The sequence below is a fragment of the Saccharothrix sp. S26 genome (assembly GCF_021390395.1).
GTDB lineage: Bacteria > Actinomycetota > Actinomycetes > Mycobacteriales > Pseudonocardiaceae > Actinosynnema.
Window position 1 is genome coordinate 152,788 of record NZ_JAJUWT010000019.1, and the last position, 25,656, is coordinate 178,443.

Here is a 25,656-nt window from a genome sequence, read left to right on the forward strand (position 1 = left end):
CTGGGAACGATGAGTCGTACTTAATGCGGTCGTCCGCGCCAACTGCGCTGTTCCTCTTGACGGCGTGGCAACACAAGAGCTGTGATGGAGGGCCAGGACCAGTGGCCGGATGAGTCTGACTCATCCAGGCGAGCTCCGGCTCGTCGGAGCTCCGGGCCCACGAGGCGGTGGGAGGTCGACGTTGCGCGCACGACGGGTCACGTTGGCCGACGTCGCGAAGGTCGTCGGCGTCTCCCAGACCACGGTGTCGCTGGTGCTCTCCGGACGGGGCCGCGACCTGCGCATCTCCGAGGAGGTGCAGCGCCGGGTCCGCGAGGCCGCGACCGAGATGGAGTACCGCCGCAACCGGGCCTCGCTGGCGCACCGCGGGGTGCGGACGCGGACGATCGCGTTCGTGTCCGATGCGGTCGCCAGCTCGCGGTTGGCGGGCGACATGGTCGCGGGCGCGCTCGGCGCGGCGCGGCGGCACGGCGTGACGTTGCTGTTCGGCGAGACCGAGGGTGACGCCGGCCTGGAGCGCACGTTGATCGAGACGATGCACGGCTACCCGGTCGACGGCATCGTGCTGGCCTCGGCGCACACCCGGGCGATCAGCGTGCCGGCCGGCCTCGACACCGGCCCGGCGGTGCTGCTCAACGTGGTGCCGCGGGAGCCGTCGCCGCTGCTGTCGGTCTTACCCGACGAGGTCCAGGGCGGCCGGGCCGCCGCGCGGGTGCTGCTCGACGCGGGCCACGGCGAGGGCATCCACGTGATCGGCGCCGGCGCGGACGGCGACGACGTCCCGCCGGGACGGTCCGCGGTCCTCGACCGGCTCACCGGCATCCGCCAGGAGCTGGCCGCGGTGGGCGTCGAGGTGGAGAGCGGGCGGCCGTGCCGGTGGTGGCTGCCGGAGCACGGCTTCGACGCCACGCGCGACCTGCTGGGCCGCACCCGGCCCCGCGCGTTGATCTGCCTGGACGACCGGCTCGCGTTCGGCGCCTACCAGGCGTTGCAGGACGCCGGCCTGCGCGTGCCGGACGACGTCTCCGTCGTCTCGTTCGACGACCACCCCGTGGCCGCGTGGCTGCGCCCCGGCCTCACCACCGTCGCCCTGCCGCGCCACGAGCTCGGCGCGAAGGCCGTGGACCTCCTGTTCGCCGAGGACGGTCGGGCGGACGAGCGCCGACCCGACCGGGCCAGGCGGCACTACGTCCCGATGCCGGTCCGGGACCGCGGTTCCGTCGCACCGCCCGGCTGAGCGCCCGCTGGACGGTGTGGCCGCACGTCCGCCCTCGACAGGCGACAGGAAACCAACGCTCGACCGGGGACGGCACGGCCGGGTCGGCGGCGAGTCCGTCGACACCCGCTCGACGCCGTGCTCGACCGACCGGGCCCGGCGGGTCAGTCGGACGTCGCGAGCAGGTCGAGGACGTCGCCGGGCACCGATCGGCCGGTCGCGCGGCGTTCGTCGGCGAACGCGGACACCCCGCGCCGCAGCTCGTCGTCGGCACGCCGGTCGAGGTCGCTCACCACGGTCAGCGGGATGCCCATGAGCAGGCACTTCAGCACCCCGTGCCGCCACGCGCGCTGGTCGAGGTGCCGCGCGGCGAACGGCCCCATGGCCGCCGCGACCAGCCCGGCCTCGTTGCCGCGCAGGGCCTGTTCGACCAGCTCGACCCCCGTGTGCGGCACGCGGTCACCGATCCCGGCGAGGCTTCGCAGCACGCCGAGGCGTTCGGCCGACGTGCCGTGCCGGTAGAGCGCGGCGAGCCCTTCGGCCGCGTCGTCACAGCTGTCGACGTAGGCGATGAGCAGCCGCGTCCGGGCCTCGCACACCCCCGCGCGCACCGCCCGGCCCACCGCGGGGAACAGGGTCCGGATGGTCGACGGATCAGACCTCACCTCCTGTTCGGCGCGGGCCAGCCAGTGCGCGGTGCGCAGCGACTCGAACGCCCGGCTCGCCACCACGGGCGCGGCGCGGCTGTGCCGGGGCAGCTCCACGGCCGCGACGCCGGTGTAGCCGATCCCGGTCAGCGCCGCGAGGGTGTCGGGCAGGTCCAGCCGCCCTTCGCCGAACTCCAGGTGCTCGTGCACGCCGGGCAGCATGTCGTCCAGGTGCACGTTCCTCAGCAACCCGCCCGCCCGGCGCAGGCAGGCCGCCGCGTCCTGCCACTCCACCGCGACGCAGTGCCCCACGTCCACGGTGACGCCCAGCGGCTCCGGGTGGCCCAGCTCGGCGCACAGCCGCAACGCCTCGTCCAGCCGCGCCACCGCCATGCCGGGCTCGGGCTCCAGCGCGAGCGGCACGTCCGGCCCGCCGTCCAGCGCGGTGGCGAGGACGGACTTCACCTGCTCCCGGTCGGCCGCGGACCCGGCACCCGACCGGAACGACACGCAGCCCGCGCCGAGGTCGGCCGCGATCCACTTCGCGCGCACCAGGAAGTCGACCCGCCCTTCCCGGTCCTCGCGCAGGTGCCGCGACCCGGCCTCCACGACGGCGCGCAGCCCCAGCGCCGACAGCCGGGCCGCGAGCCGTCCGGTCCGCGCGCCGATGTCGACGGCGAACGGGTCCAGGTGGTGGTCGAGCGTGACCTCCACGGCCGTGTAGCCGAGGCCCGCGATGATCGAGAGCGCGTCGTCGAGGCGGTGGTCGGCGAACCCGTTGGTGCCGTAACCGAGGTGGAACGTCACGCCGGGCTCACCTCCGGGCCCGCGGCCGACGGCTCCACCACCCGGTGCGGCACGGGAGCCACCACCCCCTCACCCCAACCCCCGCGCCCACTCGTGCAGCGCGCGCGTTTGCTCGGCGAAGCGGTGCTCGTCGGAACCCAGCGGATCCTTGAAGAAGAACGCCAGCGCGCCCAGCGCGCCGCTCTCCCCCGCCGCGTCCGCCGCGGCGACCAGCCGGGCGAGGTCGAGCACCAGCGGTGCCGCCAGGGCCGAGTCCAGCCCGGTCCAGGTGAACTGCAGGCTCATCCGCGCGCCCAGGAACCCCTCGAACGACACGTGGTCCCAGGCGGTCTTCGTCTCACCGAGGTCGGGCACGTTGTCGATGTGCAGGGGCGCGGTCACCTCGCCGCCGAGCAGGGCCGCGAGGCCGCTCGCCTTCGTCTTCAGCTTGCTGTCGGCGTGCGCCGGGTCCTCCAGCGTCGCGCCGTCGCCACCGCCGAGCAGGTTCGTGCCCGCCCACGACCGGACGCGCAGCGCCCGCGCGGCGAACATCGGCGCGAGCACCGTGCGCACCAGGGTCTCGCCGGTCTTGCCGTCCCGCCCGGCGTAGGGCAGGCCCTGCCGCCGGGCCAGCTCGTCCAACGCGGGCAGCGCGATCCCGGTCGACGGCGTGAACTGCACGAACGGGCAGCCCGCCGTGAGCGCCGCGTAGGCGGCCAGCGAGCTGGGCGGCAGCACGCGCCGGCCGGGGTCGGCCAGCGCCCGTTCCAGCGCGGCCAGGTCGGCGTGCTCGGGCTGCGGCGGCACGGGCGGCTCGGTGGACGACACGTCGACCACGACGACGCGGCTCAGCCCGCGCCGCCGGCGGAACTCGGCGATGTCGGCGGCCAACCGCCGGGCCACGTCGGCCTGCACGCCGTCGAAGCTCGCCGTCCGGATCTCGCCGTCCACCTCGCGCAGCCCGGGTGCGATGCTGTCCAGCAGGTGGTGCGGCAGCACACCGCCCTCGGCCAGCAGCTCGGCCCGCTTGTCCAGCGGTGTCTGCGCGACGTCGTGCCCGCCGACGACGAGCTCCGACCACGCGGGCAGCGCGACACCGGCCAGCTCGGGCAGCTCCGTGACGCACCCGATCGCCGGCGCGAGCCCCGCGCGCAGGGCCAGCAACCCGCTCACCGCGGTCGTCGCGACCGACCCGCGCGCGCCGACCAACCACAGTCCGGTGGTCTCTTCCACCATGGTTCCCACTCCGCTCTCGGCTGCTTCCGGCGCGTTGGATCCCGGCCGCCGCACCTGCGGCACCGAGGAAGTGCGGCCGCGAGGCGACCGGCCGTTCGACCCGGTGCGGCGTGCGCCGGTCGCCAACCCGGGAAGCCCTGGCCCCCGTCCGCTGTCGGCGGACGGGAACCAGGGCCGGTGACCGCTGGGGTCAGAACTGCGAGATGAACCTCCAGGCCTCGCCCTTGGTCCACGTCCGGACGCCGTCCTCGCACGCGCAGCCGTCGACCGGACCGGGCCCGTGCCCGCCGTCGAAGGCCGCCCACTGCACCGGGTAGCCCGCACGGCACGAGTACGCCGTCGTGATGTGGGTGCGGCTGCCCGGCGCGGGTTCGCGCGGGCTCTGCGCGGCACACCCGTTGTTCGCCACGAACTTGTCCCGCAACTGCCGCCCCATCGAGATGTTGAGCACGTTGTCCGAGATGCCGTGGATGCCGAAGTACGCGATCGGCTGGGTACCGCCCGAACAACCGCTCAACTGCGCACCCGAGTACACCACCACGGCCCGGAACACCGTCGCCCGGGTGCACGCCAACGCGTAGCTCATGCCACCGCCGTAGCTGAAGCCCATGGCGAAGCGGAGCTTCGGGTCGACGCACAGGTTGCTCTCGATCAGCCGGATCATGTCGTCGGTGAACGTGACGTCCTCGCCGCCGGAGTTGGCCCAGCCGTTGCCCAGGCCCTGCGGCGCGACCAGGATCGCGCTGTTGTTCGACTGCTCCTGCATCCCGTAGTACGACCACGCCGTCCCACTCGTACCACCCGACGACACGTCGTTCATCGTGCCGCCACGCCAGTGGAACCCGAAGATCAACCGGTACGGACGGGCGTTGTCGTAACCGTCGGGGATGCGCAGGATGAAGCTGCGGCTCTTGCCACCGCTCTGGATCGTGTGCGTGCCACTGCGCAACGTCGGCGCCTTGCCGCAGCCGCTGCCGCCGGGGTCGCCGCCGCCCGACACCTTGGCCAACTGCCACTGCTGGTTGCCGCCGCCGGTGTCGGAGTACTGCACGATGTTGGCGTTGTCCGCGGTGGACGCGCCCTGCACCTCCACCGCCTTGCCGCTGTGGCGCGCGATCAGCCGCACGTGGCCGCCGTCGGAGTCGGCCAGCCGGAACTGCTGGTTGGTGCCGCCGTGGTCGGTCCACTGCTGGATCGCGGCACCGTCGGCGGTCGACTGGCCGGACACGTCGAGGACCTTGCCGGAGTGGCGGGACCGGATCCGGTAGTAGCCGCCGCCGGAGTCCACGAACTGCCACTGCTGGTTGGTCGCGTCGTGGCGCGTCCACTGGGTGATCCGCGCGCCGTCGGCGGTGGACGAGCCCACCAGGTCGAGCGCCTTGCCGCTGGTGCGGTTGACCAGGACGTACCACGCGGTCGGGTCGACCGTCGCCGCCGACGCCTGGGTCGCGGGCAGCACGGTGACGACACCGGCCGCGAGGACCACGGCCGCCACGGCGGACGTCACCGGTCGCCGTCGACGGGTCTGGGTGGGGGCTGACGCCTCACCGCTGGCTTTCATCGGAGCACTCCTTCGGTTCACGGCAGGGTCCACCGCTGGTTGGTGCCGCCGTGGCAGGTCCAGATGATCAACTGCGTGCCGTCGGCGGAGCTGCCGCCGTTGGCGTCCAGGCACTTGCCCGACTGGGTGTTCACCAGCGACCCGTTCGCGCCCGCGGTCCAGTTCTGACCGCCGCCGCCGTTGCACGTCCACAGCCGCACGGCCGCGCCGTTGGCGGTGCCGGAGGCGTCGAGGCACTTGTCGAACGCCCGCAACGTCGTCCCGTTGACGGTCCAGCGCTGGTTGGCGCCACCGTTGCAGCTCCACAGCTGGATCCGCGCGCCGTCGGCCGTGCTGCCGCCGCTGACGTCCACGCACTTGCCCGAGGCGGCGACGATCGGCCCGGTGCGCGGCGTCGTGCCGCCCAGCTCCTTGATCCGGACGTTGCGGAACGACGCGTCGTCGCCGTCGCCGTGGTTCTGCAGGCCGATGTGCCCGGAGGTCAGCGACCGGGCGGGGTCGGTGTTGGTGAAGTCGTTGACCTGCACGCCGTTGAGGAACACCCGCAGGCGCTCGCCCTCGACCAGCAGCTCGAAGGTGTTCCACTCGCCCGGCGGGTTCAGCGCGGCGTCACGGGCGGCCTGGTCGGCGGCCTTGACCCCGTAGACCGCACCCGTGGTCTTGTCCGCGGTGTCGGTGGCGTCGATCTGCACCTCGTAGCCGTTGGCCAGCGCGGAGTTCGGGTCGGAGCCCGCCGGGAAGCCGACCAGGACGCCGGAGTTGTCGTCGCCCGCGAGCCGCCAGTCCAGCTTGAGCGAGTACGAGCGGAACTCCCGCCCGCTGTACCACAGCAGGCCCTGCCCGCCGAACGAGGTCAGCGTGCCGTCGCTGTTGCTGAACCCGCCCGGGCCGACCTGCGACCAGCCCGTGGTGGAGCCGTTGTACAGCGCGGTGTAGCCGGTCTCCGGCCGGCAGTCGGCCTTGGTGCGGTTGGCCGCGTACCGGATGCCGCCGAGGATCATGGCGCGGAACCCGGGCTCGGCGTAACTGGCCTGCGTGTGACCGCTGCCGGTGTAGAACGAGCGCCCAGCCTGCACGGTCTTGCACCACGTGTGGGGGTGGTCGCCGCCCATCGAGCCGCCGCTGTAGGTCGACTCGTCGAGGGTGGCCAGCACCCGGGCCGTGGACCGGACGTTGCCGCGGAAGTTGTACCACTCGTCGGTCCGCGTCCAGGCCGGGCTCAGGTGCGCGGTGGCCGCGTGCGCCCGGTTCTCCACCCGGACCGTCGCCTGCTGGATGGCCGGGTGGGAGCTGAAGTACGTGCCGACCAGCTCGCCGTAGAACGGCCAGTCGTACTCGGTGTCGGACGCCGAGTGCACGCCGACGTACCCGCCGCCGCCCCGGACGTAGGACTCGAACGCCGTCTGCTGGGTGGCGTTGAGCACGTCACCGGTGGTGTTGAGGAACACCACGGCCTCGAACCGGGCCAGGTTGCTGGTGGTGAACTGGGCCGAGTCCTCGGTGGCGGTGACCGTGAAGCTGTTGGCCGCGCCGAGGTCGCGGATCAGCTGGATGCCCGCGGGGATCGCGTCGTGGCGGAAGCCCGCGGTCTTGGAGAACACCAGCACGTCGTACGGCGCGTCCGCGGCGACGGCCGGTGGGCTGGAGCTGAGCGCGGTGACCGTGATCGCGGCCGCGGCCAGGCCGATCACGCGTCGGGTCAGTGAGCGTCTCATCGTTCGCCGTCCTCGCGGTTGGTCAGGGCAGGGTCCAGCGCTGGTTGGTGCCGCCGTGGCAGCTCCAGATGATCAACTGCGTGCCGTCGGCCGAGCTCGCGCCGTTGGCGTCCAGGCACTTGCCGGACTGCGCGTTCACCAACGACCCGTTCGCGCCCGCGATCCAGTTCTGGCCGGCGCCGCCGTTGCACGTCCACAGCCGCACCAGCGCGCCGTCACCGGTGCCGGCCGCGTCGAGGCACTTGTCCAGCGCCCGCAACGTCGACCCGGTCACCGTCCAGCGCTGGTTCGCGCCGCTGTTGCAGGTCCACAGCTGCACCTTCGTGCCGTCCGCCGTGCCGCCCCCGTTGACGTCCACGCACTTGCCCGACGCGCCGACGATCGGCCCGGTGCGGGTCGCGGCCGACGTGCCGAACGTGTACGCGTCGACGTCGAAGAGCGTGCCCGTGCCGCCGGCGAAGGTGAGGTAGAGCGTGACGGTGCCGGTCGGCACGTTGGACAGCGCGGTGGAGACGTCGGTGAAGGTCTCCCAGCCGCCGGTCACCGGCACGGTCACGGTGCCGAGCACCGGTCCGGTGGGCGAGCCGGTGCGCACGGACAGCGTGCCGCCCGAGCCCGCGGACGAGACCCTGGCGGTGAACCTGTTGACGCCGCCCAGCGCGTAGGGCTGGAACGCGATCCAGTCGCCGTTCTGGATGTCGCCGACGGTCCGCCCGCCCTCGGCCGCCGCCTTGTCGTACAGGGCGGTGCCGGACTGGGTCGAGTAGTGCTCGGCCTGGCGGTGCCGCAGTTGCAGCACGTGCTGCGTGTGCGTGGTCACCGGCGGCTGGCCGTTCGCGCCCAGGTCGGTGTACTCGGCGTCGAGCACCGCGAACAGGTTCGCCGCCGTGTCGTGCTCGCCGTCCACCGGGATCTGCAACGTGCCCGAGCAGCCGGTCTGGGTGGTGATCGGGTGGCCGTGGCTGTCGTGGCCCAGCACGTAGCTCATCTTCACCCGCTGGCAGTCGATCGTGCCGTCCTCCCGGTCCGACGCGGTGATCGTGTACGGCACCGCGTCGCCGAAGCTGAACAGCGTGCCGTTGGCCGGCCCGTCGATCCGGACGGTGGGCGCGGTGTTGCCGACCGAGATCGACACCGTGGCCGCGCCCGAGCGCCCACCGGGATCGGTGACCGTGAGGGTCGCGGAGAACTGGCCGTTGGCGGTGTAGGTGTGGCTCGGGTTGGCCGCCGTGGACGTGGTGCCGTCGCCGAAGTTCCACGAGTAGCTCAGCGCGCCGCCCTCGGGGTCGGAGGAGCCCGCCGACGAGAAGTTCACCGTCAGCGGTGCGCTGCCGGAGGTGCGGTCGGCCGCGGCCCGCGCGGTCGGCGCCTTGTTCCCGGCCGGGTTGTACTCGATGCGGTACAGCGCGGAGCTCGCGTCGCCGCTGCCCCAGCCGGTGCCGTAGTCCAGCACGTAGAGCGCGCCGTCCGGGCCGAACGCGGCGTCCATCACCTGCGTGCCGCGCCACGGGAAGTCGCTGACCTGCCCGGCCGAGCCGTCGGCGTTGACGTCGATGGTCTTGATCCAGCGGCGGCCGAACTCGGTGGCGAAGACGTGCCCGTCCAGCGCGGCCGGGAACTTGACCGACGACGGGTTGGCCGCGTCGTACCGGTACACCGGCGCGCTCATCGGGGACTCCGAGCCGCAGCCGAACGCGGCGAAGGAGCAGTTGTCGTACTTGATCCACGCCGCGCGCGCGGCGGGCAGGGTGCCCAGCCCGGTGTTGCGCGGCGAGTTGTTGACCGGCGCGGCGCAGTTGAACCGGCTGCCGGACGGGCCGGACGGGAACGTGTAGTCCACGTACGCCTCGGCGGTGGTGTTCGAGCCGACGCAGTACGGCCAGCCGAAGTTGCCCGCCGAGGTGATCCGGTTGAACTCGACCATGCCGGCGGGCCCGCGGGTGGAGCTGCTCGTGCCCGCGTCGGGGCCGTACTCGCCGAGGTAGATCGCCCCGGTCGCCTTGTCGACGTTGAAGCGGAACGGGTTGCGCAGGCCCATCGCGTAGATCTCGGGGCGGGTGCCCGCGGTGCCGGGCGCGAAGAGGTTGCCGGGCGGGATCGAGTACGACCCGTCGGCGTTGACCTTGATCCGCAGCACCTTGCCGCGCAGGTCGTTGGTGTTGCCGGCGCTGCGCTGCGCGTCGTAGGTGGGGTTGCGGTTGGTCCGCTCGTCGATCGGGGTGTAGCCGCCGGAGTCGAACGGGTTCGAGTCGTCGCCGGTGGACAGGTACAGGTTGCCCGCCGCGTCGAAGTCGATGTCACCGCCGACGTGGCAGCACATGCCCCGGTCGGTGCCGACCTCCAGCACGGTGACCTGGCTGGCCAGGTTCAGCGTGTAGTCGGCGTTGAGGGTGAACCGGGCCAGCCGGTTGACGCCCTTCCACGCCGAGAAGTCCGTCCCGGTGGCCGGCGCGTCACCGCCGGGGGTGTTCAGCGGCGGCGCGTAGAACAGGAAGATGTGCCGGTTGGTCGCGAAGCCCGGGTCGACCCCGATGCCCTGCAACCCCTCCTCGTCGTGGGTGTAGACCGGGACGTTGCCGATCACGCTGGTGACGCCCTCGGCGGTGGTGCGGCGCAGCGTCCCGTTGCGCGAGGTGTGCAGCACCGAGCGGTCCGGCAGCACGGCGAGCGTCATCGGCTCGCCCATCTCGGCGACCCCGCGCGCCAGCTCGACCTGCTGGAAGTCGGCCGCGTTGACGGCGTGCGCGGCGGCCGGGGAGGAGGAGCCCACGACCGTCGTGACCACGCCGGCGGCCACCAGCAGGGCGGCGGTCGTCAACGCCCGGAATCTGTCCTTTATGGATCGTCCAGTACCGGCTATCCGCCCGGCGGCAAAAGGGTATCGTCGCATGGCAGCGTCTCCTCGTCATCGTCGACGGGCGGACCGGAAGGGGCGCGCGAGACCGGCACCCGTTCGGCACCGTAACCACCGCCGACACCGGGCGTCAACGCTCAGGGCTGCTAAAAATGTTAGCGCTAACCATTCGATGACCAGGCATTTCACCGTTGCACGAACAATCGTCCTCGTCGAATACAGATTCGATGAGGTCAGGGCGGTGCTAAATTGTTAGCGCTCACATTGAGCAGTCGCCGATGATTGACGGCCGCGATCGGCCGTGGCTACGTTGCCCGCAGGCTCCGGTCGCGAGGTCTCCGCCCACCACACCGCCGGCGCGTCCACGACCGTCCCCTTTGGAGGATCCTCCGATGACGGATTTGCCCCGCAGGAGTTTGATGAAGCTCGGCGCGGCGGGCGCCGGGGCCGCGCTCGCGCCGGGGGCGTGGACCGCGGTCGCCCGCGCCGAGTCGGTCGCGCCGCCGGCCGTGCGCGCGGTGAACGACCTGGCGTTGTGGTACGACGAGGGGGCCGGGACGGACTGGCTGCGCGCGCTGCCGGTCGGCAACGGCCGCCTCGGCGCGATGGTGTACGGCAACGTCGACGCCGAGCGGTTGCAGCTCAACGAGGACACGGTGTGGGCCGGCGGTCCCCACGACTACACCAATACCCGGGGCGCGGCCGCGCTGCCGGAGATCAGGCGGCTGGTGTTCGCCGACCAGTGGACGCAGGCGCAGGGCCTCATCGACCAGGCGATGCTGGGCAGCCCGGCGGGCCAGCTCGCCTACCAACCCGTCGGCGACCTGCGGCTCACCTTCCCCACCGCGAGCGGCGTCTCCGGCTACCAGCGGTGGCTCGACCTGACCACCGCGACCGCGGTGGTGACCTACACGGCCAACAACGTCCGGTACCGGCGCGAGGTGATCGCCAGTGCCCCCGACCAGGTGATCGCGGTGCGCCTGACGGCCGAGACGCCGGGCTCCATCTCGTTCACGGCCGCGTTCGGCACGCCCCAGCGGGCGACCGCCTCCAGCCCGGACGGCACGACGATCGGGTTGGACGGCCGGTCGGGCGACCAGCGCGGCATCGCGGGCTCCGTGCGGTTCCTCGCGCTGGCCAAGGCGATCGCCGAGGGCGGGACCACCAGCAGCTCCGGCGGTACGTTGCGGGTGACCAACGCGACCAGCGTGACGCTGCTGATCTCGATCGGCACCAGCTACGTCGACTACCGCAACGTCGCGGGCGACTACCAGGGCATCGCCCGCGGCCGCCTCAGCGGCGCCCAGGGCCTGACCTACGACGCGCTGCGCAGCCGCCACGTGGCCGACTACCAGCGGCTGTTCGGCCGCGTCACCCTCGACGTCGGCCGCACCGCGGCGGCGGACCAGCCGACCGACGTCCGGATCGCCCAGCACAACAGCACCACCGACCCGCAGTTCTCGGCCCTGCTCTTCCAGTACGGCCGCTACCTGCTGATCTCGTCGTCGCGGCCGGGCACCCAGCCGGCCAACCTCCAGGGCATCTGGAACGACCAGATGGCCCCGTCGTGGGACTCGAAGTACACGATCAACGCCAACCTGCCGATGAACTACTGGCCGGCCGACTCGACGAACCTGGCCGAGTGCCACGAGCCGGTGTTCCGCATGATGAACGACCTGACCGTGACCGGCGCCCGCACGGCGAAGGCGCAGTACGGCGCGGGCGGCTGGGTCACCCACCACAACACCGACGGGTGGCGGGGCTCCTCGGTCGTCGACGGCGCCCTCTGGGGCATGTGGCAGACCGGCGGTGCGTGGCTGGCCACCATGGTGTGGGACCACTACCTGTTCACCGGCGACGTCGCGTTCCTGCGGTCCTACTACCCCGCGGTGAAGGGCGCCGCCCAGTTCTTCCTCGACACGCTGGTCGAGGAGCCGAGGCTGAAGTGGCTGGTCACCAACCCGTCGAACTCACCGGAGCTGCCCCACCACGCCAACGCCAGCGTCTGCGCCGGTCCGACGATGGACATGCAGATCCTGCGCGACCTGTTCGAGGGCTGCGCACGCGCCTCGGAGGTGCTGGGGGTGGACGAGGACTTCCGGTCGCGGGTCCGGGCGACGAGCGCGCGGCTCGCGCCCACCCGGGTCGGCTCCCGCGGCAACGTCATGGAGTGGCTGTACGACTGGGTCGAGACCGAGCCGAACCACCGGCACGTCTCCCACCTGTACGGCCTGCACCCGAGCAACCAGATCACCAAGCGGGGCACGCCCCAGCTGTTCGAGGCCGCCCGGCGCACCCTCCAGCTGCGCGGTGACGCGGGCACGGGGTGGTCGCTGGCCTGGAAGATCAACTACTGGGCCCGGATGGAGGAGGGCACCCGGGCGCACGACCTGATCCGCTCCCTGGTCACACCCGACCGGCTCGCGCCCAACATGTTCGACCTGCACCCGCCGTTCCAGATCGACGGCAACTTCGGCGCGACATCCGGCATCGCCGAGATGCTGCTGCACAGCCACAACGGCGAGCTGCACGTCCTGCCCGCGCTGCCGCCCGCCTGGCCGACCGGGAGGGTGTCGGGGCTGCGCGGCCGGGGCGGGTACACCGTCGGGGCCGCGTGGAGCGGCGGTTGGGCGACGGAGCTGTCCGTGACCCCCGACCGGGACGGCGCGGTCAAGGTGCGCAGCCGGGTGTTCACCGGCGCGTTCGAGCTGCGTGACGAGACCGGTGGCGTGGTGGTCCAGCCGGAACGGGTCGAGGCCGACGTGGTCCGGTTCGCCGGGCAGGCGGGCCGCACCTACCGGGCGACCTCGCAGGGACGTCCGCCGCTGGTCGAGCCGGGCGTGAACTACCGCCTCGTGGCGCAGCACAGCGGCAAGCGGGCCGACATCAGCGGCGCCTCGACCGCCGTCGGCGCCGCCCTGGTCCAGTGGGCGGCCACGACCGGCCTGAACCAGCAGTTCGACTTCCTGCCCTCCGGCGACCACTACCGCGTCCGGGCCCGGCACAGCGGACTGGTGCTCCAGGTCTCGGGCACGGGCACCGGCGCGGACATCACCCAGCAGCGCGACGCCGGTACCCCGAACCAGCTGTGGCGGCTGGTCGACCACGGCGGCGGCGTGGTGAGCCTGGTCAACCAGCAGAGCGGGCTCGCGATGGACGTGTGGTCCGCGTCCACGGCCGACGGCGCCCGCATCTCGCAGTGGACCCTCACCGGCGGCTCCAACCAGCGCTTCCAGCTCCAGCGCGTCTGACCACCGGCGTTCCGCCCGACCCACCCCGAGGAGGCGTCCACCACCCGCTGCCCCGACGCGTCGACGTCGGCACAACACCGATGAGTACTACTCATACCGGCCACCTCGCTCCTGCGGCTGACCGGTCGGATGTAAGCTGTCCTAACGGTGTTGAGCCGTCGTCTTCAGGCGACCCGTCACGAAGGAGCGGCGTTGACGGATGGCGCAGTCGCGCCGGGAGACCCCACCGGCGGGTCTCCCGGCCGGCCGGGAGCCACCCCGGTGACCGGCCCGTACCGGCCCGGCTACGAGCTGGTCGCGGAGCAGATCCTGCAGCTCATCGCCGAGCTGGAGCTGCGGCCGGGCGACCGGATGCCCACCGAGAACGAGCTGGCCGCCCGGATGGGCACCAGCCGCACGGTGGTCCGGGAGGCCGTCAAGATCCTCTCCGCGATCGGCCGGGTGCGGGCGCACAAGGGTCGCGGGCTGTACGTGGCCGACGACGAGGGCATGCTCGGCTCGTCGCGGTGGGGCGGGTTCTTCCTGCCGACCGACCTCGACCACGTCTACATGCTGTTCGAGTTCCGCCGCGTGCAGGAGACGGCGGCCAGCAGGCTGGCCGCGACCCACGCGACCCCGGCCGAGCTGCGCGCCATCGGCGAGGCGGCCGAGACCTGCCGGCACGGCCACGTGACCGGGCAGATCGCCCTGTTCGACCGCGGCGACGAGGAGTTCCACCTCGCCGTGGCCGCGGCGTCGCACAACCAGTTCCTCGTCGCCGCGGTGCGGGAAGCCCGCCGCCTGCAACGCCAGTCCAGCACGATCGGCCTGCACGGCACCGTCGGCGGGCACGCGGCGGAGGCGGTCGAGGAGCACCTCGCGATCTACCACGCGATCCGCGACGGCGACCCCGAAGCCGCCGCGCGGGCCGCCGGCGTGCACATCGACAACACCTTGCAGGACTACCGCAGCGAGATCCAGCGCCGCCTCTTCGGCTGACCGACGCCGACGCCGACCGCCTCGCCGTCCGTCGCGGGGCGGCTTCGTCGCGTCTGGACTCATCGCTCGGATGTGTGCTACAAATCTCAGCGAAGTTGCGCTTCGCTGTACTACACCGGGTGCGCAGGGCGCCATCGCACCGGTCGTGCGTCCTCAGCGGTCGAGCTCCAGGACCGCCACAGGCTGACTGGAATCCGAAACCGAACCGGCGCGGTGCCGTGCGCCGCGCCGGTTCGACCTGCATCCGCCCTCGTTCCGCCCCGGCGCGGCAGTCCACCGTGTCCGACTCACCGAGCCGCTCCGGCACCGGAGGATGAGTCCGACCCTGCGCCTGCTGTGCACACCGCCGCCGCGTAATCCGATCCGTCGTCGTTCCAGTGCCCCAGAGGAGTGGCAATGCGACACAGGTTCGCGCGCCTGCTTGCGACAGCAGGTTGCGCGCTGGTGCTGATGGGGCTGGCCGCCGCGCCGGCACCCGCGCACCCCGAAGGGTTCCACGTGCTGCTGTTCAGCAAGACCGCCGCCGGGGCCTACCGACACGACTCGATTCCCGCCGGCATCACGATGTTCGAGCAGTTGGCCGCCCAGAACGAGTGGGAGCTGACGCGCAGCGAGGACTCGTCGATCTTCAACGACGCCTCGCTCGCCACGTTCGACGTGGTCGTCATGCTCCAGACGTCGGGCATGGTGTGGGACAACGACGCCCAGCGCGCCGCGGCGCAGAAGTACATGCGCGGCGGCGGCGGGTTCGTCGCGATCCACAACGCGACGGACATGAACATCGAGCAGCAGTTCCCGTGGTGGGACCAGATGCTCGGCGCGACCATGACCCAGCACTCGGCCACGGTGTCCGGCACCGCCAAGGTCGCCGACCGCAAGCACCCGTCCGGCGCGGCGCTGCCGGACCGCTGGACGCGCACCGAGGAGTGGTACAACTTCACCCGCTCGGTCCGCGGCAACGCGCACGTGCTGGTCACCGCCGACGAGACGACGTACGACCCCGGCACGAGCCGGATGGGCTACGACCACCCGATCTCGTGGTGCCGCAACTTCGAGGGCGGCCGGCTGTGGGCCACCGCCATGGGCCACCAGGCGTCCAGCTACTCCGAGCCGCTGTTCCGCGAGCACGTCAAGGGCGGCGTGGAGTCGGCGGGCGGCAAGGTGCAGGCCGACTGCGGCCCCACGGTGTGGAGCAGCTTCGAGAAGGTGGCGCTGGACGATAACACCGTCGGCCCGGCGGAGCTGGACGTGGCCAAGGACGGCCGCGTGTTCTACGCCGAGTACGGCGGCAAGGTGAAGGTCTACAAGCCCGACACCCGCACCACCGTCACCGCGGCCACGCTGAGCGTCTACACCGGCGGTGAGGACGGCCTGACCGGCCTCGCGCTGGACCCGAACTTCGCCACCACGAAGTGGATCTACCTGATGTACTCGCCCGCAGGCGGCGGCGAGGACATCGCGCGGGTTTCCCGGTTCACCGTGGTCGGTGACGCGCTCGACCTGGCCAGCGAGCGGATCCTGATGAAGGTGCCGTCGTCGCGGCAGGCGCCGGAGCCCGGCCACACGGGCGGCTACATCGCGTTCGGGCCGAACGGCAACCTCTACATCGGCACCGGCGACGACGTGCAGCCGCACCGCTCCGACGGCTACGCGCCGATCGACGAGCGACCGGGCTGGTCGAACAACGACGTCCAGGCCACCGCGGCCAACACCAACGACCTGCGGGGCAAGATCCTGCGCATCCACCCGGAGGCCAACGGGACCTACACGATCCCGGCGGGCAACATGTTCGCGCCGGGCACGGCCAAGACCAGGCCCGAGATCTACGCGATGGGCTTCCGCAACCCGTTCCGGTTCTCCGTGCACCCGACCACGGGCACGATCTACGCGGCCGACTACGGCCCGGACGCCGCCAACGACAACGCCAACCGCGGTCCCGGCGGGATCGTGGAGTGGAACGTCATCACCTCGCCCGGCTTCTACGGCTGGCCGTACTGCATCGGCGACAACATCCCGTTCAACGACTACAACTTCGCCACCGGCCAGTCGGGCGCGAAGTTCAACTGCGACCGCCCGGTGAACAACTCGCCCAACAACACCGGCCTGACCGACCTGCCGGCCGCGCGCAAGGCCGAGGTCTGGTACGGCAACGGCGCGAACGGCAACAAGTTCCCGGAGATGGGCAGCCCTTCCGGCGGCGAGGCGCCCGGCGCGTTCCCGATCTACCAGTACGACCCGAACAACCCCTCCCCCACCAAGTTCCCGGCCTACTTCGACCAGACGCCGTTCTTCGGCGAGTGGTCGCGCAACCGGATGTGGGAGTTCCGCGTCGGCCAGGACGGGAAGCTGTTGAAGATCAACGACTTCCTGCCGAACCTGAGCTTCAAGTCGCCGCTGGACATGAAGTTCGGCCCGGACGGCGCGATGTACCTGCTGGAGTGGGGCTCCGGGTACGGGCGGGACAACCCGGACTCCGGGCTCTACCGCATCGACTACAAGAGCGGCGACCGCAGTCCCGTCGCGACCGCCACCGGCACGCCCACCTCGGGTTCCTCGCCGCTGACGGTCCGGTTCTCCAGCGCGGGCTCCGGCGACCCGGAGGGCGGGCCGGTGACCTACCGGTGGGAGTTCGGTGACGGCACCACGTCGACCGAGGCCAACCCCATGCACACCTACACCGGCCGGGGGCAGTTCAACGCCAAGCTGACCGTCACCGACGTGGGCGGGAAGTCGGGTGTCACCAGCGTGGTCGTGACCTCGGGCAACACCGCGCCCACGGTGAACTTGAGCATCCCCGACGGCGGTGTGTTCGGCTGGGGCGACACGATCCCGTACACGGTCACGGTCACCGATCCCGAGGACAGCGCGATCGACTGCGCCCGGGTGACCACCACCCCGGCGCTGGGTCACGACCAGCACGGGCACGACCTCGCGCCGATCCCCGGCTGCTCGGGCACGCTCAAGGCGGAGACCGACACCGCGCACGCCGAGCTGAACTCGTTCTGGGTGGCGGCGAGCAAGTACACCGACAACGGCGCGACCGGCGTGCCGGCGCTGGAGGGCAGCCGCAAGGTGCTGCTCCAGCCCAAGCGCAAGCAGGCCGAGTACTTCACCGGCTCGTCCGGGGTGCGGGTCGTGGCGCAGGCCGGCGCCGAGTCCGGCGGCCGGGTGGGTGACATCAGCAACAACGACTGGATCTCGTTCACGCCGTACAACCTGACCGGCGTCAACCAGGTCTCGCTGCGGCTGTCGTCGCCGAGCGGCGGCGGGTCGGTCGAGCTGCGCGCCGGCTCGCCGACGGGTGCGCTGATCGCCACGGTCCCGGTGCCGAGCACCGGCGGCTGGGACAACTACGCGGGCACACCCGCGGTCAACGTCACCAACCCCGGTGGCACCACCGAGCTGTTCCTGGTGTTCAAGACCGGGTCGACCAACTCCTTCGACGTCGACTCCCTGACGTTCATCGGCAACGGGGTCGGCACGCCGGGGACGGGTGGCGGCACGAACCGGATCGTCGGCATCGGCGGCAAGTGCGTCGACGTCAACGGCAGCAGCACCGCCGACGGCGCGAAGGTCCAGCTGTGGACGTGCAACGGCGGGGCCAACCAGACGTGGACGCGCACCGGGCAGACGCTCCAGGCCCTGGGCAAGTGCCTCAACGTCAACGGCACCGCGGACGGCGCGCTCGCGCAACTGTGGAGCTGCAACGGCTCGTCCGCCCAGAACTGGTCGGTGCAGTCGGACGGCACGATCCGCAACGGCGGCAAGTGCCTGGACGCCAACGGCGGCAGCTCGGCCGACGGCACCCAGTTGATCATCTGGACCTGCAACGGCGGCACCAACCAGCGGTGGACGCTGTCCTGACCCCCAGTGGTCCGCGGCCCCGGCGCGTGCCGGGGCCGCGGACCGTCCCACCGCGTGCCGAGGAGGAGCGTCATGGGCAGGACCACGCCGGTCGGGCGGGCACGGTCGGGCAAGCCCGCCGGCCGCGTCGCGGCACGACCCCTCTGGGGTTCGATCACCGCGCTGGTCACCGCGTTCGCGCTCGGGTTCGCCGTGGCGTTCGTGTCCGGGTCGTGGACCACCGGGCCGGATGCGACGCAGCGCCGGATCGCCGAGTTGCAGGACGAGGAGGCGCGGCGCGACGTCGAGCAGGTCGGGGCGTTGATCGAGCTGGCCAGGGGCGGCCGGGAGCGCTTGACCCCGGTGCTGGAGGCCATGGCCAAGGCGTCCCCGCTCGACGACTCCGCGCCGGCCGCCGCACCGACGATGGACGACGTGCGCGGGTGGCGTGACGTGGTGGCCGCGGAGGTGCGGCGGTACGAGGAGACGCCGTCCGCGGGCAACGGCGTGAACGTCGCCCGCACCGGGCTGCGCACGGCCGTCGGGCAGTTGGCCGCCGCGGTGGACGGTTTCGCCGCCGCCGTCGGCGCGCCCGAGCCGCTGTCGCGCGACCTGCTGGTCCTGGCCGGCGCGCAGCGCACGCTGGCGCTGCGCGCCTGGTCGGTCGCCGCGCTCCAGTTGGACGTGATCAGCATCGGCGCGGGCAAGGGGCACGTGCACGTGCACCTGCCGTCCGGGCCGTCCGCCGGGACGATCCCGGCCGACACCGCGCCGGAAGGCCATCGATGACCGAGCACAACCACACCGAGAACGGGAGCACACCCGTGACGAAGGACAACCGCGCACACCGCCGGTGGGCGTCGACGGCCGCCGCGGCCGCGCTGCTCCTGGCCGGCGTGACGGCCACGACCACCGCGTCCGCGACCGCCGCGCCGGCGCCACCGGACACCGTCACCACCGCCGCCGCGACCGCGGGCTGCGGCAAGGCGCCGACCTTGCGCAGCGGCACGCACACCATCCAGAGCGGCGGCAAGAACCGCAGCTTCATCCTGAGCATCCCCGACAACTACAACAACACCTACCAGCACCGGTTGGTCTTCGGGTTCCACTGGCTGGGCGGCACCATGGAGCAGGTCGCCGGCGGCGGCAGCGACGGGGACGTCTACGCCCACTATGGGTTGCGCCGGCTGGCGAACAACACCGCGATCTTCGTCGCGCCCCAGGGCCTCAACAACGGCTGGGGCAACTCCGGCGGCGAGGACGTCGCTTTCGTCGACGCCATGATGAAGCGGATCGAGGACGACCTCTGCGTCGACACCACGCAGCGCTTCGCGCTCGGCTTCAGCTACGGCGGCGCGATGAGCATCTCGCTCGCGTGCTCCCGTCCGACGATGTTCCGCGCCATCGCCGCCATCGCCTCGCCCGGTGAGATCAGCGGCTGCGCGGGCGGCACCGCACCCGTGGCCTACATGGGCATCCACGGCATCGGCGACAACATCGGCAGTGGCCGCGCCCAGCGCGACAGGTGGGTCCGCAACAACGGCTGCACGGCCCAGAACCCGCCCGAGCCGACCGCGGGCAGCGCCACCCACATCACCACCGCGTACACGGGGTGCCGGGCCGGGTACCCGGTCGTGTGGGCCCCGTTCGACGGCGGGCACCAGCAGGGTCCGGTGGACGGGTGCCGCGGCTGCGAGTCCGGTGCGCGCAGCTGGGTCAAGGGCGAGGTGTGGAAGTTCTTCACCGGCGAGCAGCCTCCGGTCCCGACGACGTTCCGGCTGCGCGGCGAGGCCAGCGGCCGGTGCCTGGACGTCAACGGCGCGAACTCGGCCAACGGCACGGCGATGATCATCTGGGACTGCGGCGGCGGCACGAACCAGCAGTTCACCCAGAACAACAAGGCCCTGCAGGTGCTGGGCAAGTGCCTCGACGTGCCGGCCAACGCCACCGCCGGCACCGCGGTCCGGATCCAGTCCTGCACCGGCGGCACGAACCAGCAGTGGAACCTCAACGACAACGGCACGATCAGCAACGCCCAGAACGGACTGTGCCTGGATGTGAACGGCGCGAGCACGGCCAACGGCACGGCCGTGATCGTCTGGACCTGCCACACCGGCGCCAACCAGCGCTGGGCCAGGGCTTAGCCCACCCCCCGACCGCCGCCGGACTGCTTCGCGGCAGCCCGGCGGCGGTTCTGGCAGCGGGCCCTGAGCGGGAGCGCTCGATGAAGTCCTCCGGCAGGGGGCGCAGGCGGGCGGCAGGCGGCAGGCGGCAGCAGGCGGCGGGTGGCACGGGCGGCGGGTGGCACGGGCGGCGGGTGGCACGGCAGGCGGCAGCAGGCAGGCGGGCGGCGGGTAGGCAGCAGGCGCGCGATAGGCAGGCGGCAAGCGGCAGGCAGGCGACGGCAGCCCGCGGGCCGCAGGCAGGCGGCGGGTGGTGGGCAAGCGGCGAGTGGTGGGCAAGCGGCGGGTGGCAGGCAGGCGACGTGCAGCAGGCGGCGCTGGGCAGCGGGTGGTGGCGGTGGCAGCAGGCGCGCGACAGGCAGCAGGCGCGCGGCGGCGGCAGGTAGGCGGCAGCGCTCGATGCGGGCCCCTGGCATGCGGATCCCCAGGGCGGTCCCGGTGCGGAAGCCCCGGTCGGGTTCGTGTCGCAGTCGTGGCGGCGGTTTCCGGCGGGATTTCCGGTGGCGGGCCGCGTGGGACAGCCGCGGCGATCCCGAGGTAGTTCCCTGCGCGGCAGGTTCGGCCCGGTTCCCTCAGCGGTCGAGCTCCGCCGCGATCCGGCAGCCGGCCGCGCGCGACAGCCCTGCGGCGATCCGCAGTGGCCGCAGCGCCGAGCGGTGTCCCGGTCACCCCTCGTGGTCGGGACACCGCCGGCACGGGGGTCGTTACTCCAGCTCCTCGAGCGGACCGTGGTCGAACCAGTCGAACCAGGCGGTGCCCTCGGTGACGTACATGCCGATCACGCGGCCCGTGAAGCCGGTGGCGACTTCCGTGGACAGGTACCTGCCGTCCAGTTCCGCCAGTGGTTCCGGGTCGTCGCCGACGTGGAACGCCACGTAGTCCGGTGCGGCGACGTGCAGGCCCGACGGTTCCTCCGCCGCAGGCCACCGGCGGGACGGGCGGGTGGTCACCGTGAGCGTCACCGGGCCCTGCGGCACGGCGCGGGTGGCCACCGTTTGGCGCAACGGACCGATGCGGGCGATCACCTGGGCCTGGCCGTCGGCCACCTCCAGGTCGTAGTGGTGGCCCTCGTCCAAGCGCACCGACAGGCCGGCGCGGCCGGCGGCGTGGTCCAGCAGGACGGCGGTCCGGCTCGCGGTGTGCTGCTGCCGCCGGCCGAGGAACGTGCAGCCCGGCCTGTCCAGCGTCGAGCCGGTGGCGTGCAGCGCGAGCCACCCCGGCCGCTGCTCCAGCGACCACGTGCCCTCCGGGCGCGACCGCGGCGAGATCCACCGGGGGTCGAGCGCGGGCCCGTCGAAGTCGTCCCGCCCCGGTTCCGCCTCCGCCCGCGTCACCGCGACCGGCACGCGTTCCCGCAGCTTGACGGGACCGACGCGCGGCCAGTCCGACTCCCAGTCCACCGGCGTCAGGAACGTCTCCCGGCCGAGGACGTGGAACTTGGGGCTGTACCCGACGGGACGCGTGGCCAGCAGCACCATCCACCACCGGCCGTCCGGGGTGGTGACGAGGTCGGCGTGGCCGGTGCTCTGGATCGGGTGGTTCGTGCTGCGGTGCGACAGGATCGGGTTGCCCGGCGCGCCCTCCCACGGCCCCCTCGGCGAACGGGACCGCGCCATCGCCACGGTGTGGCCGCGTTCGGTGCCACCCTCGGCGATCATCAGGTACCACCACTCGCCGACGCGGTACAGGTGCGGCGCTTCCGGCCACTGCAACCCGGTGCCCGCCCAGGCGGGGGTCGGCCCTTCCAGCACCTTGCCCGCCTCGGGGTCGATGCGGGCGATCTGCACGCCGGAGAAGTCGGGCCCGTGCGCGCCCGCGAAGGCGCACCAGCAGTTGCCTTCGGAGTCCCACGCCAGGTCGGGGTCGATACCGGGCAGGTCGATCCACACCGGGTCCGACCACGGCCCCTCGGGGCGTTCGGCGGTGACGATGAAGTTGCCGCCGTGCGAGACGTTCGTGGTGATCATCCAGAAGCGGCCGTCGTGGTGGCGGATCGTCGGCGCGTAGATGCCGTCGGACGCCATCGCGTCGGCCGGCAGCGGCAGCTGGGACGGCCGGTCCAGGACGTTGCCGATCTGCCGCCAGTGCGCGAGGTCACGGCTGTGGAACAGCGGCACGCCCGGGAAGTACTCGAAGCTGGAGCACACCAGGTAGTAGTCCTCCCCCACCCGGCACACGCTGGGGTCGGGGTGGAATCCGGGGATCACGGGGTTGTCGTAGAAGTCCGCCTCGGACTTCGGTGAAGTCATCGTTTTCCTTGTTCTGCGGGGGCCGTCAGCCCTTGAACGCGCCGTCCAGGATGCCCGCGACCATGCGCCGCCCGACCAGGACGAACAGCACGACCAGCGGGATGGTCGCCAGGAACGAGCCGGACATGGCCAGGCCGAGGTCGACGTCGTAGCTGTTCTGCAACGCCTTGATCGCGATCTGCGCGGTGTAGCGCTCGGGCGACTTGAGCACGATGAACGGCCACAGGAAGTCGTTCCACGCGGTGACGAACCCGAACAGGCCCAGCACGAACGCCGCCGGCCGCACGATCGGGAACGCGATGCGCCAGAACACCTGCCACGTGCCGGCACCGTCGATCCGGGCGGCCTGGAGCAGCTCGTCGCTGATCGTGGCGGAGATGTGCTGGCGCATCCAGAAGATCCCGAACGCGCTCGCCAGGCCCGGCACGATCAGGGCTTGCAGGGTGTCCACCCAGCCCAGCTCCGACATGATCAGGTACTGCGGGATCACGGAGAGCTGGGTCGGCACGGTCATCGTCAGCACGACGATCAGGAACAGGGTGTTGCGGCCGGGGAAGCGCAGCTTGGCGAAGGCGAACCCGGCCAACGCGCACAGCACCGCCTGGCCGACCCCGATGGCCGTGGCCACGAACAGGCTGTTGAGCAACGCCTGCACGAACGGCACGGTCTCCAGCACCAGGCCGGCCAGGTGGAAGAAGTTGCCGCCCGGCACGACCTCCGGCGGCATCTTCGTCGCGGTCGCCGTGTCGGTGGTGGCGACGATGAACATCCAGTACAGCGGGAACAGGCAGATCGCGGCGGCGAGCCCGAGCAGCAGGTAGGTCCACCACCGGACCCGTCCGAGGTGCCGGCGGCGCGGCGCGGTGCTCGTCATCGGTCCGCCTTGATCCGGGTGGACAGCAGGTAGTTGACCGCCGCGATCGCCACGACCATGACGAACAGCGCCACGCCGATCGCCGAGCCGTAGCCGAACTCGAACTGCCCGAAGCCCTGCTCGTAGAGGAACAGCGTCAGCGTCTGGCACTGCCGCACCGCGCCGCAGGTCAGCGGCGCGCCGGTGGCGATCAGCAGCGGCTCGGTGAAGATCTGCAAGCCGCCGATGGTCGAGGTGACCACGGTGAAGATGATCACTGGCCGCAGCGCCGGGACGGTGATGTGGCGGAAGAGCTGCCACGGCCCCGCGCCGTCGATGGCCGCCGCCTCGAACACCGAGCGCGGCACCGCTTGCAGCGAGGCGAGGTAGAGCAGGGTGGTGTAGCCGAACCACCGCCAGGTCACCATCGTGGCGATGAGCACGTGGCTGCCCCACGTGGACTGGACGAAGTCGATCGGCTCGACGCCGACGAGCCCGAGCAGCCAGTTGAGCAGGCCGTAGTCGCGGTCGAACAGCTGCGCGAACACGACCGCGGTGGCGGCGACCGACGTGATGTACGGGACCAGCACCGACATCCGGAAGAACAGCGCGGCCCGCAGCCGGGCGTGGTTGAGCACGTGCGCGAGCACCAGGGCCAGCAGCAGCTGCGGGACCGTGGACAGCGCCCAGATGCTCACCGTGTTGCCGGCCGCGTTCCAGAACCGGGGGTCGGCGAACATGCGGGTGAAGTTGTCCACCCCGATGAACACCTGGTCACCGATCGGGTTCCAGTCGAACAGGGCGACGTAGAACGTGAAGGCGAACGGGAACAGCCCGAACACCGCGAAGAGCACGAAGAACGGCGCGATGTAGGCGTAGGCCGACAGGCGCTCGCCCCACCCCCGGCCTCGCGGGGAGGCCGGGGGCGGCAGCGCCGCCGACGGGGCGGGCAGCAGCGTGGTGGTCACGGTCGTCACTCGCCGATGGCGGTCTTGATGTTGCGGATGGCGTCGTCCCACGCGGTGGCCGGGTTGCCGCCGCTCTGCTCCACGTTGGTGATGGCGTTGAGGAACTCCTGGCCGATGGCCGCGCTGTCGGGGCCGATGTAGAACGGCTTCAGCTCGAGCAGCGAGTCGGTGTAGATCTTGCCGGTCGGCGCGTCGGAGAAGAACGGGTCCTTGGCCGAGGTGAGCTTGTCGTCCTTGTAGACCGACGGCGTCGACGGCAGCGCGCCGACCCGGGCGAAGTGCTCCAACTGGCCCTGCGGCGACTGCATCTCCTTGATGTACTCCCACGCGGCCTGCGGGTTCTTCGCGCGCTTCGGGATGGCGAGGTAGCTGCCGCCCCAGTTGCCGGAGCCGCCGGGGATGCGGGCGATGTCCCACTTGCCCTTGGTGTCGGGCGCGGTGCTGCGGATGCTGTTGAGCATCCACGACGGCGCGGACACGGCCGCGTACTGGCCCTGCGCCATGCCGGCGCTCCACGCGGTCTCGAACGAGGTCTGCCCGGCGGTGATGCCGGAGGTGGCGGCCTTGATGCCCAGGTCGAACGCCGCCTTCACCTGCGGGTTGGTGGAGTAGACGAGCTTGCGGTCCTGGCTGTAGTACTTCTCCGAGACCTGGTTGACCGCCTGGTAGAACACGCTGGTGGCGGCGTTGTCGGTGAACGCCTTGCCGGTGGCCTGCTTGTACCGCTTGCCCGTCTCGATGAACGCGTCCCACGTGGGCCACAGGGCGCTCACGGCCTCGCGGTCGGTGGGCAGCCCGGCGGCGGCGAACAGGTCGGTCCGGTAGGCCACCGCCATGCCGCCCACGTCGGTGGGCACGCCCAGCACCTCGCCGTCCTTGGCGACGCTCTGCTTCCACACCCAGTCGAGGTAGTCGCCCTTGATGTCGTCCGCGCCCAGCGTCCGCAGGTCGACGAAGTTCTGCGGCTGCTCCACGAACTGCGGCAGGTTGTCGCCCTGGATGAGCACCAGGTCCGGCACCTTGCCGCCGGCCAGCGCCGTGGTCAGCGACTGGGCGGTCTCGGTCGACGTGCCCACCTCGGTCAGCTTGATCTGCACGTCCGGGTGCTTGGCCTGGTAGGCGTCCACGGTCAACTTCTGGTTGATCGCGGAGAACGACCAGAACTCGAACGACTTGCCGTCCCCTCCCCCGCCGCCGCCCGTGCCGGGTGTGCAGGCAGCGAGCAGGGCCAGGATCACGGCTGAGCAGAGCAGGGGCAAGCGGAGTGTCACGACGCTATCTCCAACGTTGGGCGAGGAACAGGAGGCACCGCCACC

Annotated in this window: 16 protein-coding genes; 7 read left to right on the plus strand and 9 right to left on the minus strand. The window is 71.9% G+C overall.

Features of this window, described 5'->3' with window-relative positions; translation table 11 throughout:
• Positions 1 to 181: 181 nt before the first annotated feature.
• Positions 182 to 1,237, plus strand: coding sequence for a LacI family DNA-binding transcriptional regulator (locus tag LZG04_RS28545; protein ID WP_233822554.1), 1,056 nt, complete (start codon positions 182 to 184; stop codon positions 1,235 to 1,237).
• 143 nt (positions 1,238 to 1,380) lie between these two features.
• Here the strand turns inward: LZG04_RS28545 and LZG04_RS28550 are convergent, their stop codons facing one another.
• From LZG04_RS28550 to LZG04_RS28570, 5 genes are all read right to left on the minus strand, one after another.
• Entirely contained in the window at positions 1,381 to 2,670 is a 1,290-nt protein-coding gene (locus LZG04_RS28550) for an EboA domain-containing protein (RefSeq protein ID WP_233822556.1), read from the minus strand.
• 69 nt (positions 2,671 to 2,739) lie between these two features.
• On the minus strand, positions 2,740 to 3,885 hold the full coding sequence (locus LZG04_RS28555) for an inositol-3-phosphate synthase (RefSeq protein ID WP_233822558.1): 1,146 nt from the start codon (positions 3,883 to 3,885) through the stop codon (positions 2,740 to 2,742).
• A 190-nt stretch (positions 3,886 to 4,075) separates the two neighbouring features.
• Positions 4,076 to 5,446, minus strand: coding sequence for an RICIN domain-containing protein (locus LZG04_RS28560; RefSeq protein WP_233822560.1), 1,371 nt, complete (start codon positions 5,444 to 5,446; stop codon positions 4,076 to 4,078).
• Between the two features lie 17 nt (positions 5,447 to 5,463).
• Positions 5,464 to 7,161, minus strand: a complete 1,698-nt coding sequence (locus LZG04_RS28565; protein WP_233822562.1) for a ThuA domain-containing protein — start codon at positions 7,159 to 7,161, stop codon at positions 5,464 to 5,466.
• A 22-nt stretch (positions 7,162 to 7,183) separates the two neighbouring features.
• Positions 7,184 to 9,979 (minus strand): PQQ-dependent sugar dehydrogenase, encoded by a 2,796-nt coding sequence (locus LZG04_RS28570; protein ID WP_233822564.1) that lies wholly within the window; start codon positions 9,977 to 9,979, stop codon positions 7,184 to 7,186.
• Positions 9,980 to 10,407: 428 nt separating this feature from the next.
• Between LZG04_RS28570 and LZG04_RS28575 the strand changes: the two genes are divergently transcribed.
• The 6 genes from LZG04_RS28575 to LZG04_RS28600 all read left to right on the plus strand — a co-directional run bounded on the left by LZG04_RS28575 (position 10,408) and on the right by LZG04_RS28600 (position 20,656).
• Complete coding sequence (locus tag LZG04_RS28575) at positions 10,408 to 13,266, plus strand: glycoside hydrolase N-terminal domain-containing protein (RefSeq protein WP_233822566.1); 2,859 nt, start codon at positions 10,408 to 10,410, stop codon at positions 13,264 to 13,266.
• 261 nt (positions 13,267 to 13,527) lie between these two features.
• A complete protein-coding gene (locus tag LZG04_RS28580) occupies positions 13,528 to 14,244 on the plus strand; it encodes a FadR/GntR family transcriptional regulator (RefSeq protein ID WP_233822568.1) in 717 nt (238 codons plus the stop codon).
• A gap of 396 nt (positions 14,245 to 14,640) precedes the next feature.
• Entirely contained in the window at positions 14,641 to 18,108 is a 3,468-nt protein-coding gene (locus tag LZG04_RS28585) for a ThuA domain-containing protein (RefSeq protein WP_233822570.1), read from the plus strand.
• 72 nt (positions 18,109 to 18,180) lie between these two features.
• The gene (locus tag LZG04_RS28590) at positions 18,181 to 18,876 is read left to right on the plus strand and encodes a hypothetical protein (RefSeq protein WP_233822572.1); all 696 of its coding nucleotides are present in this window, start codon (positions 18,181 to 18,183) and stop codon (positions 18,874 to 18,876) included.
• A 35-nt stretch (positions 18,877 to 18,911) separates the two neighbouring features.
• Positions 18,912 to 20,231: a ricin-type beta-trefoil lectin domain protein gene (locus LZG04_RS28595; RefSeq protein WP_233822574.1), complete on the plus strand. Its 1,320-nt coding sequence runs from the start codon at positions 18,912 to 18,914 to the stop codon at positions 20,229 to 20,231.
• An 80-nt stretch (positions 20,232 to 20,311) separates the two neighbouring features.
• Positions 20,312 to 20,656 carry a hypothetical protein gene (locus LZG04_RS28600; RefSeq protein WP_233822576.1) on the plus strand — a complete coding sequence of 115 codons (345 nt, stop codon included), beginning with the start codon at positions 20,312 to 20,314 and terminating at the stop codon, positions 20,654 to 20,656.
• Between the two features lie 318 nt (positions 20,657 to 20,974).
• Here LZG04_RS28600 and LZG04_RS28605 read toward each other — a convergent pair whose 3' ends face one another.
• Genes LZG04_RS28605 through LZG04_RS28620 form a run of 4 tightly spaced genes read right to left on the minus strand, consistent with a single transcriptional unit; the run spans position 20,975 to position 25,611 of the window.
• A complete protein-coding gene (locus LZG04_RS28605) occupies positions 20,975 to 22,519 on the minus strand; it encodes a glycoside hydrolase family 43 protein (RefSeq protein WP_233822578.1) in 1,545 nt (514 codons plus the stop codon).
• Between the two features lie 25 nt (positions 22,520 to 22,544).
• Complete coding sequence (locus LZG04_RS28610; protein ID WP_233822580.1) at positions 22,545 to 23,393, minus strand: carbohydrate ABC transporter permease; 849 nt, start codon at positions 23,391 to 23,393, stop codon at positions 22,545 to 22,547.
• On the minus strand, positions 23,390 to 24,349 hold the full coding sequence (locus LZG04_RS28615) for a carbohydrate ABC transporter permease (RefSeq protein ID WP_233822582.1): 960 nt from the start codon (positions 24,347 to 24,349) through the stop codon (positions 23,390 to 23,392). Before LZG04_RS28615 ends, LZG04_RS28610 begins: the two co-directional genes overlap by 4 nt.
• Positions 24,346 to 25,611 (minus strand): ABC transporter substrate-binding protein, encoded by a 1,266-nt coding sequence (locus tag LZG04_RS28620; protein WP_233822584.1) that lies wholly within the window; start codon positions 25,609 to 25,611, stop codon positions 24,346 to 24,348. Before LZG04_RS28620 ends, LZG04_RS28615 begins: the two co-directional genes overlap by 4 nt.
• Positions 25,612 to 25,656 lie beyond the last annotated feature (45 nt).